10 protein-coding genes are annotated in these 9441 nt (G+C 71.2%); 5 read left to right on the top strand and 5 right to left on the bottom strand.

What is annotated here, in order from left to right:
* Positions 1-393, bottom strand: a 393-nt coding sequence (locus tag VGD44_RS01105; protein ID WP_331082986.1) for a DEAD/DEAH box helicase, incomplete at its 3' end; no start/stop codon positions are given.
* A 424-nt stretch (positions 394-817) separates the two neighbouring features.
* On the opposite strand from VGD44_RS01105, the gene VGD44_RS01100 reads away from it, so the two are divergent.
* Entirely contained in the window at positions 818-1465 is a 648-nt protein-coding gene (locus VGD44_RS01100; protein ID WP_331082984.1) for an NUDIX hydrolase, read from the top strand.
* Here VGD44_RS01100 and VGD44_RS01095 read toward each other — a convergent pair whose 3' ends face one another.
* From VGD44_RS01095 to VGD44_RS01085, 3 genes are read right to left on the bottom strand one after another with little or no spacing between them, the layout of a single operon-like run.
* Positions 1466-2218 (bottom strand): enoyl-CoA hydratase/isomerase family protein, encoded by a 753-nt coding sequence (locus VGD44_RS01095; RefSeq protein ID WP_331082982.1) that lies wholly within the window; start codon positions 2216-2218, stop codon positions 1466-1468.
* Positions 2215-3252 (bottom strand): TauD/TfdA family dioxygenase, encoded by a 1038-nt coding sequence (locus tag VGD44_RS01090; protein ID WP_331082980.1) that lies wholly within the window; start codon positions 3250-3252, stop codon positions 2215-2217. The genes VGD44_RS01095 and VGD44_RS01090 overlap by 4 nt, the downstream gene beginning before the upstream one ends.
* A gap of 20 nt (positions 3253-3272) precedes the next feature.
* Positions 3273-5009, bottom strand: coding sequence for an N-acyl-D-amino-acid deacylase family protein (locus VGD44_RS01085; protein ID WP_331082978.1), 1737 nt, complete (start codon positions 5007-5009; stop codon positions 3273-3275).
* A 138-nt stretch (positions 5010-5147) separates the two neighbouring features.
* Here VGD44_RS01085 and VGD44_RS01080 point away from each other — a divergent pair, with 138 nt between their 5' ends.
* Entirely contained in the window at positions 5148-5273 is a 126-nt protein-coding gene (locus VGD44_RS01080) for a hypothetical protein (RefSeq protein WP_331082975.1), read from the top strand.
* Here VGD44_RS01080 and VGD44_RS01075 read toward each other — a convergent pair.
* Positions 5270-5713: a hypothetical protein gene (locus VGD44_RS01075; RefSeq protein ID WP_331082973.1), complete on the bottom strand. Its 444-nt coding sequence runs from the start codon at positions 5711-5713 to the stop codon at positions 5270-5272. The two genes, VGD44_RS01080 and VGD44_RS01075, sit on opposite strands and share 4 nt — an antisense overlap.
* A 188-nt stretch (positions 5714-5901) precedes the next feature.
* On the opposite strand from VGD44_RS01075, the gene VGD44_RS01070 reads away from it, so the two are divergent.
* The 3 genes from VGD44_RS01070 (at position 5902) to VGD44_RS01060 (ending at position 9374) form a co-directional block, all read left to right on the top strand.
* Complete coding sequence (locus VGD44_RS01070) at positions 5902-7044, top strand: DNA (cytosine-5-)-methyltransferase (protein ID WP_331082971.1); 1143 nt, start codon at positions 5902-5904, stop codon at positions 7042-7044.
* 156 nt (positions 7045-7200) lie between these two features.
* Complete coding sequence (gene cysK, locus VGD44_RS01065) at positions 7201-8190, top strand: cysteine synthase A (protein WP_331082969.1); 990 nt, start codon at positions 7201-7203, stop codon at positions 8188-8190.
* Positions 8172-9374, top strand: a complete 1203-nt coding sequence (locus VGD44_RS01060) for an NAD(P)/FAD-dependent oxidoreductase (RefSeq protein ID WP_331082988.1) — start codon at positions 8172-8174, stop codon at positions 9372-9374. Before cysK ends, VGD44_RS01060 begins: the two co-directional genes overlap by 19 nt.
* Positions 9375-9441: the final 67 nt, after the last annotated feature.

Genomic DNA, 9441 nt, shown 5'->3' with positions numbered 1-9441 from the left:
CTGCATCAGCCCCTCGGGCGAGACGTAGAGCAGGTCGAGCTCGCCACGTTCGATCCGCCGCCAGGTCTCGGCCCGCTCATCGAGCTCGATCGCGCTGTCCAGCCTGGCCGCCGCCACACCCGACTGCACCAGCGCGGCCACCTGGTCGGTCATCAGCGCGATCAGCGGCGAGACCACCAGACCCAGGCCCGGCCGCACCAGGCTGGGGATCTGGTAGCAGAGGCTCTTGCCGCCGCCGGTCGGCAGCACCGCGAGCGCGTTGCGGCCCGCCAGCACCTCGTCGATGACGTTGGCCTGCAGGCCGCGGAACTCGGCGTGCCCGAACGTGCGGCGCAGGATCTCGCGCGCAGCGTCCAGGGGCGAAAGCTCGGCCTCGGCGAGGGCGGGACTCATCGGGACTGTATGCCGTGGGTTGCGCGACGGCGCCAGCGCGCGTTCCCGTTCTGGTCTGCGGCAGATGCGAGGTTTCTGTTGAGGACGCGCCCTTTGTCGCCCCAGCAGCCTCGCCGGGCGGCACGCCCAGCCCCAGAAGGGCCGGGCGGCCACCCAGCGGGCGCGCGCGCCACTGTCGCCGCGGTGGAATTGCACCCCACACCACGGCGCAGGATCGCCCTCAGTCGATGACCGGCCAGCCCCGGCTCAGCACCCAGCGCCGGAGCGCGCCACTCGCGCGCAGAGGGTCCGTGACACCAAGGCGGTCGTCGGGTGCGTCCAGGCGGCTCCTCGGGGGACGAGCTCGCGATTGACACGGTGACGAACCGACTTAGTGTCTGGTTAACACTTAGCAGGGACGACTTAGTGTCGTCAATACACTTCCATGCCGTTCACGTACGAATATCCGCATCCCGCCGTGGCCACGGACATCGCGGTCTTCACCCTGCGCCGCGGGGCGCTGAACGTGCTGCTGATCGAGCGGGGAGCCGAACCCTTCCGCGGCGACTGGGCGCTGCCCGGCGGCTTCCTGCAGCCCGAGGAAGAGCTGGACGCCTGCGCCCGTCGCGAGCTGCGGGAGGAGACCAGCGTCGACGCCGACCTCCTGGTCCACTTCGGCAACTTCAGCGCGCCCGATCGTGACCCGCGCGAGCGGGTGATCTCGGTGGCTTACCTGGCGCTGCTGCCGTCCGACGAGTTGCGGCTGCAGGCCGACACCGATGCGGCCGAGGCGCGCTGGTTCCCGATCGATGCGTTGCCGCCGCTGGCCTTCGACCACGCCCTGATCCTCAAGCGCGCGCTGGAGGCGCTGGGCGCGCGCGCCGGCCAGATCGCTCCGCTGTTCGCCCTCCTGCCGCCGCGGTTCACGCTCAGCCAGCTGCAGGCGGCTTACGAGGCCGTGCTCGGCGAGGAGACCGAGAAGCGCAACTTCCGCAAGATGGTGGCGACCCTTGGCTGCGTGCGCGAGACCGAGGACTTCGTCCACGGCGCCCACCGTCCCGCGCGGCTGTACGAGCCGGCCGCAGCCGCGTGATCAGGCCTGCTTGACCGCCTTCGACTGAAAGCCCGCGATGCGCTCGGCCATGTCGGGGCCGCGGCCCTCGCCGCGGTAGATCTCGTGGCTGAGGCCGGCGCCGATCGGCAGGCCGTCGGTCTCGCGGACCAGGCGCTTGTTGGCCCGGTGGCTGAACCAGCTGTTGGCCAGGATCTGGTCGGCGAGCGCCTCCAGCTTGCCGTCGAACTCGGCGTCCGGCACGCAGACGTCCGCCAGGCCCAGGCTCAGCGCCTCGGGCCCCATCACGGTGCGGCAGGTGAACATCATCTCCCGCGCCCGATAGGTCCCCACCCGGCGCGGCAGTCGCTGCGACAGACCCCAGACGGGCGTCAGGGCCCACTTGGCGTGGGTGTCGGCGAAGCGCGCGCCCTCGGCGGCGAAGACGATGTCGCCGGCCAGCGCCAGCTCGAGTGCGCCTGTGTAGCAGTGGCCGTGCACGGCGCTCACCACGGGCTGCGGCAGGTCGGCCAGCCGCTCGATCACCTTCGACTGGAAGAACGGCTCGGGCAGCTTCTCGCCCGCGGCGATATCCGAGAGGTCGTGGCCCGCCGAGAAGCAGCGCCCAGCGCCGCGGACGATGACGAGGCCCACCGCCTCGGTTTCCCCCGCCAGCGTCCGCACATGGGCGTCCAGCTCCTTGAAGAGCTCGACGTTCAGCGCGTTCAGCTTGTCGGGCCGGTTCAGGGTGAGGGTGGCGGCGCCGTTGCGGTCGCTGCGCGTCACGATGGTCATTGAGCAGCATCCATGCGGCTGATGGTGAGCTTCTTCGCCCAGTGCGTGCCCATGCGGTTCACGAACTGGCTGGGCCGCTCCTTGAGCACCTCGGTCTCGAGCCACAGGCGCTTCAGATGGCGGATCTTCCCCGCGGCGCGGTCGTCCTCGTAGGCGGTGCGGCCGTGCAGGACGTGGAAGTTGTTGATGAACTGCATGTCGCCCGGCTGGAAGTCCATGATCACCGAGTAGTCGCCGCCCTCAGCCATGTCCTGCATCCAGGTCAGCGCCTCGACGGCCTTGTCGGTCAGGCGCGGGGCGTCGGCGTGGCGCTGGCTGGCCAGGATGTAGGGGCGGATCAGGCGGATGAAGAGCCGGCCGTTCAGGCTCGAGAACACCGGCATCGGATACCAGCCCGGCTTCCCCGGCGCCTGCTCGCCGCGATAGTCGAACGGCTGCGGCTTGTAGAGCTCGGCCGCCAGGTCGGGCCGCTCGCGGACCAGGCGGTTGTGCAACGCCACCGAGTTGCAGACCGCCGAGAGCCCGCCCGACACGCCCGTCTGCAGGCACATCAGGCCCACGAGGTCGCTGCCATCGCAGTGGAAGTCCAGGCCCACGAGGCCGATCTCGTTGCCGCGGCTGGTCGGGTCGCCCGGCGCCTTGCCATGGTCGGTCACGTCGCCCAGCAGGTGGCCCTTGGCGTTCTGCGGCCACGGCTTGCCCAGGTGCATGCCGATCCCCCAGTAGGCCAGGCTCATCTGGTCGTTGGTCCATCGCTCACGGGGCAGCCCGCGGATGAGAACGAAGCCGCGGCCGTCGATCAGCGCCTTCTCGATCGTCTTCAGGCGCGGCCCCAGGGTGGGCAGCGGGAACTGGTCCTTGCCGATCTCCAGGAAGTTGTCGGAGATCGCCGCCGCGTGGGCCACGGCCGCCTCCAACTCGTCCACCTCGGCGGGCGACAGATGTTCGGTCCAGCCTGCGGGATCGGCGACATCGGCCGCCGTCCATTCGCAGGCCGTTTCCAGCACCTCAGGGTACGGGGTCACTGCGTTCATCAGCCGCCTCCCTTCGGGATCTACTCCGCCGCCAGCCTCGCCGGCGCCGCCTGGGCCCCGCGCAGCAGCCGGCCGGGCAGGGCGCCGGTGGGCGCGCCGTCGCGGTAGGTGACCTGGCCCGCCACGACGGTGGCTGTGTAGCCCTCCGCCCGCTGGATCAGCCGCCGCCCGCCGGTCGGCAGATCATAGACCACCTGTGGCGCCTTCAGCTTCAGGCGGTCGTAGTCGATGACGTTGAGGTCGGCGCGGTAGCCGGGCTGGATCACGCCGCGGTCGAACAGGCCGACCGTCTCGGCGGTGTCGCGACACTGGCCCTTGACCATGTGCTCGATGGAGAGCTTGGGGCCGCGTGTGCGGTCGCGCGTCCAGTGGACGAGGTTGGTGGTGGGGAACGACCCGTCGCAAATCATGCCCATGTGTGCGCCGCCGTCCGACAGGCCCGGCACCACGCAGTCGTGCTGGAACATCTCGTAGACCGGGTCGAGCGTGAACTCGGGGTAGTTCAGGAGCGGCAGATAGAGGATGCCTCGACCGCCGTTGGTCAGCATGTGGTCCAGGGCGATCTCGAACGGGCTGACGCCTTGGCGTTCGGCGATGGCGGCGATCGACTGGTCCTGGGTCGGCTCGTAGTCCGGCTCCTCGCCCATCGGGAACGTGCGATCCCAGAAGCGCGAGGGACTGAGGCCGATGGCGCGGGCCGTGCCCTCTTCCGAGAGCAGCCGGGCGCGGAAGTCGGGGTCGCGCAGCGCCGCCACCCGCTCGGCCAGCGGCCGGTCCTTGATCTCCCGGTAGCTCGGGTGGTGACTGAAGGGGTTCACCGTCAGCTCCAGGCCGAACAGCACGCCCACCGGGCGACTCGCCACCTGAGCGCGGATCTGCAGCCCCTTGGCCTTGGCGCCGGACATGCGTTCGAGGAAATTCCGCCAGCCCGCGGGGCTGCGCGGGCTCTGCACCATCGAGAAGGAGAGGGGACGGCCGGAGGCGGCCACGATCCGCTCCAGCATGTCGAACTCTTCCTGCGGATGGTCGAAGTCGCTGACCACCTGCAGCACGCCCTTGCCGGCGGCGGCCATGCCGAGCGCGATGCCGGTCAGCTCGTCCTCTCCCGCGGTCAGCGTCGCGATGGGCGAGCCGTCGGAGCTGCGATGGTTCAGCGTGCGCGAGGTGCCGAAGCCCATTGCGCCGGCCTCCATCGCGCGCCTGGCGATCGCCGCCATGGCGTGGATGTCGGCCGCGGTGGCCGGCTCGCGGTCCACGCCGCGCTGGCCCATGACGTAGACGCGCAGGGCGGCGTGCGGCAGCTGGCTGCCCACGTCCACGTCGAACCTGCGCTCGGCCAGACGGTCGAGGTATTCCGGATAGCTCTCCCAGTTCCACGGCAGGCCGTCGGCCAGCACCGGGAAGGGGATGTCCTCGACGCCTTCCATCAGGCGGATGAGCAGGTCGTGGTCGCCCTCCCGGCAGGGCGCGAAGCCCACGCCGCAGTTGCCCATCACCACGGTGGTGACGCCGTGCCACGAGGAGGGCTGTAGCCGCTCGTCCCAGGTGGCCTGGCCGTCGTAGTGGGTGTGGATGTCGACGAAGCCCGGCGTCACCATCTGGCCGCGCGCATCGATCTCCGTGGCGCCCGCACCGGAGAGCTTGCCGACGGCGGCGATGCGGCCGGCCTTGACGCCCACGTCGGCTTCGAAGGCCTGGGCTCCCGTGCCGTCGACGACGGTTCCGCCCCGTACGACGAGATCGAAGGCCTTCTGCATGGGGCGTCTCCCGTACCGTGTTTTCCGAGCATTTGCCGCCCGTGACGCGGGGTCGGTCAAGCGCCGAGTCGTGGAACCGCGCCATGGGCGGCCGCATTCCCCACGCCTTGGAGAGGATGCCTCCAGAAGGAGGAGCGTATGCGTTGGAAGATCATTCTCGCGGTGGCCGCCGTCGCCGCCACGACCGCGATCTTCGCCGTGCCCAAGCCTGACCCGACCGACGAACAGCCGGGCCAGATCGCCACGCTGGAGGTGGGGGACTAGCCGCCCTCGCGCGGCAGTTCCGCAGTCTTCGCTGCGCAACCGTAGAGCGACTCGTGCAGCAGGACGACCTCGGCGCTCATCGGGTACTTCAGGTCGCTCATCCCGTCGGAGCACTCGCCAGGACGCAGGGTCACGGTGAGCTGCTCGCCCTTGGCGCCCTTGGCGACCCAGGTGGTGGCGTGCGGCGACATGGCCGCGCCGGGGGCCTCGGCGGTGACGTCGGGGTGGTCGGGGCGCTGCAGCCGGAATTTCGCGCCGTCGGTGATCGTCAGCGCCCAGAAGGGTTCGTTCCCGCGTGCGGTGAGGGGCTGGCTGATGTCCATGGCGGTCGCGGCGGCTGGCTTTGCCCCAGCCGGCGCGTCGGCGGCCCTGCCGTCGGGATCCCGCGGCTGGCAGCCGGCGAGCGCCACGAGGGCGAGCGGGACGAGGACGAAGCGCATGAAATTCACCATCAACGCGAGTTAACCGGACCGGTTACGCACCCCTTAACACCGCCGGGCAACCCTGGCCCTGTTCTCGTCGGTCCCATTCCGACGCGACGCGCCCGCCCCGGCCCTCCCGTGTCCCCCCATGCCGGGGCGGGCGTGACCCTTACGATCGCCGCGACGCAGGCTAGACTCGCGTCCGGATGAGTCGGTCGTCGCACACCTTCTACGAATTCTTCGCCGGCGGCGGCATGGCCCGGCTGGGCCTGGGCGACGGCTGGACCTGCGCCTTCGCCAACGACTTCGACGCGGTGAAGGCCGCCGCCTATCGGGCGAACTTCGCCGACGCCGCGGACCACTTCCACGAAGGCGACGTCTGGGCGCTGGCGGCCGACGACCTGCCGGGCCGAGCCGACCTGGCCTGGGCCTCCAGTCCCTGCCAGGACTTCAGCCTGGCCGGCGGCCGCGCCGGGCTGGCGGGCGGGCGCTCGTCGGCCTTCTTCGGCTTCTGGCGGCTGATGGAAGCGCTGGACGACTTCGGCCGCGCCCCGCGGCTCATCGTGATCGAGAACGTGGTCGGCCTGCTCACCTCGCACGGCGGCGCCGACTTCGCCGCCCTGGGCGCGGCGCTGGCCGCCCGCGGCTACCGGTTCGGCGCGCTGGAGATCGACGCGGCGACCATGCTGCCGCAGTCCCGGCCGCGGGTGTTCGTGGTCGCCGCGCGAGAGGTTCCGGCGGGCCTGACCGGCGACAGCCCGTTCCACACTCGCGCCGTGCGCGCGGCGCACGCGGCCCTACCGGCCGAGACGGCGGCCGCCTGGGTGTGGTGGCGCCTGGCCGCGCCGCCATCCCGCAACACGCACCTGGAAGCGGTCCTCGAACCCGACGCGGCCGTCGCCTGGCATTCCCCGGCACAGACGGCCCACCTGCTCGACCTCATGGGACCCCTGCATCGCGCCCGCCTCGAGGCTCGCGGCCGGGGGGTCGGGGCCGTCTTCCGCCGCTCGCGCCTCGAGGATGGCCGCACGGTGCAGCGCGCCGAGGTGCGGTTCGACGGCCTCGCCGGCTGTCTGCGCACGCCCCGCGGCGGCTCCTCGCGCCAGGCCATCGTGGTGGTCGACGCCGGCCGTGTCCGCTCGCGCCTCATCAGCCCGCGCGAGGCCGCCCGCCTGATGGGCCTTCCCGACAGCTATCTCCTGCCGAGGACCACCACGGGCGCGCTGCAGGTGGCCGGCGACGGCGTCGCCGTGCCCGTCGTTCGCTGGCTTGCCCGCGAGTTGCTGGAGCCGGTGCTCCTTCCCTCCCTTGATGGGGAGGGACAGCTCGCCGTCAGGCGAGCAGGGTGAGGAGGTGCTGATCCTCCCCGCCCTCTGAGTTCTGGCCCACACTCTCTCACTCTGGCCTTTCCCTCCCCATCAAGGGAGGGAAGAGCGCTGGCGGGCGCCTCGCAGACGTCCTAGGTTCGCGGCCACAAGGGCAGCCAAACCCAGAGAACCCGCATCATGGACGCCACCCCCGACAAGACCTACGACGCCGCGCGGTACCGCCGCTCGGGCCGGGGCAAGATCTTCGATTCCGTGCTCGACCTGATCGGCGACACGCCGGTGGTGCGGCTGCCGCGCCTGACCCAGGCGCTGAAGCCCAAGGGCGAGGTGATCGCCAAGCTCGAGTTCTTCAACCCGCTGGCCTCGGTCAAGGACCGCATCGGCGTGGCGATGATCGAGTACCTCGAGGCCAAGGGCCTGCTGAAAGAGGGCGGCACGATCGTCGAGCCCACCTCGGGCAACACCGGCATCGCGCTGGCCTTCGTGGCCGCCGCCAAGGGCTACAAGTGCATCCTCGTCATGCCCGAGAGCATGTCGGTGGAGCGCCGCAAAATGCTGGCGATCCTGGGCGCCAAGCTGGAGCTGACTCCCCGCGAAAAGGGCATGGTGGGCGCCGTCGCCCGCGCCCGCGAGATCGTCGACGCCACGCCGGGCGCGGTGATGCCGCAGCAGTTCGACAATGCCGCCAACCCACTGATCCACCGGGTCTCGACCGCCGAGGAGATCTGGAACGACACCGAAGGCCGCGTCGACGCGGTGATCTCGGGCGTCGGCACCGGCGGCTCGATCACCGGCATCGGCCAGGTACTGAAGGCCCGCAAACCATCGGTGAAGATGATCGCCGTCGAGCCCCAGGCCTCGCCGGTGCTGTCGGGCGGCCCGCCCGGACCGCACCCGATCCAGGGTATCGGCGCAGGCTTCGTGCCCTCTATCCTCGATCGCGGCGTCATCGACGAGGTGATCCAGGTGAGCGCCGACGACTCCTTCCAGATGGCCCGTCGCGTGGCCAAGGAAGAGGGCATACCTGTCGGTATTTCGTCCGGGGCGGCCCTGGTGGCCGCCTTCGACGTCGCCAGCCGCGACGACATGGCCGGCAAACTGGTGGTGGCGATCATCCCGAGCTTCGCCGAGCGCTACATCTCGACCGCATTGTTCGAAGGGCTCTAGGCCTGAGAGTTGGGGTCGTCGGCTGCGGCGTCGCGGGCCTCGCGGCGGCGCTGGCGCTCGCGCGCCGGGGCCATGAGGTCGTCCTGCTCGAGGCGTTCGACGCGCCGCACCCGCTGGGCTCGGGGCTGCTGCTGCAGCCGTCGGGGCTGGCGGCGATGCGCGCGCTGGGTCTGCGCGAAGCCATCCTCGCCTGTGGGGCGCGAGTCGATCGGCTGGAAGGCTACGACCTCGCCGGCCGCACGCTGATGAAGATGGCCTACGCCACCTGGAGGCGCGACGGCTTCGGCCTGGGCGTGCACCGCGCCGCCCTGTTCCAGGTGCTGTTCGACGCCGTGCAGGCAGCCGGAGTCGAGGTGCGGACCGGGGCCGAGGTCACTGGCTTCGACGGGCTCGAGGCCCCGACGCTGAGCGACGCCCGCGGCCGCAGCCATGGCCCGTACGACCTCGTGGTAGTGGCGGACGGCTCGGCCTCGACCCTGCGCGCCCGCATTCGGCCGCAAGCGCGCGCGCCGGTCTATCCGTGGGGCGCGGTCTGGGTCAATGCGCGCGACGAGGGCGGCGCCTTCGCGGGCGCGCTCGCCCAGCGCTATCACCGCGCCGAGACGATGATCGGCGTCCTGCCCATCGGCGCCGCGCCGGGCGGGCCGTCCGACCTCGTCAGCTTCTTCTGGTCACTGCCGGTGACCGAGCTCGAGGGGTTCTACACCGGCGACTTCGCGGCCTGGCGATCCCGGGTCCTGTCGGCCTGGCCGGCGGTCGAGCCTATCGTGGCGCAGTTCGACGGTCCGGCCGCGTTCAACCGGGCGATCTACCGCGACGTGACGGTCGGTCGGTGGTGCGCCGGCGCCTTTGTCCTGATCGGCGACGCCGCCCACGGCACGAGCCCGCAGCTGGGCCAGGGCGCGAACCTGGGCCTCATCGACGCGGTGGAGCTCGCCTACCAGGTCGCAGAGCCTAGCGATCTGCCGGCCTACCAGCGGGCGCGCCGGCTGCAGACCGGCCCCTACCAGCTCTTCTCGCGCGCGCTTACGCCATTGTTCCAGTCGGCCGGGCCGGTGGGACCGTTCGTGCGCAACTGGCTGTTCGCGCCCTTCAGCCAGGCGCCGGGCCTCGACCGCATCGCCGCCGCCACGCTCACCGGCACGTTCCGCCTCGGTCCGACCCCGTGGGAGCTGCGCCCATGACCGACGTCTACGGCCCGGAGAAGCGCTCGGCGGTCATGCGCCGCGTGAAGGGTCGCAACACCACGCC

Source organism: Phenylobacterium sp., assembly GCF_036402295.1.
In the GTDB taxonomy this organism is placed as follows: Bacteria; Pseudomonadota; Alphaproteobacteria; order Caulobacterales; family Caulobacteraceae; genus Phenylobacterium.
The sequence above is the reverse complement of the archived record's forward strand: the minus strand, read 5'-3'. Positions and strand labels throughout refer to the sequence as shown.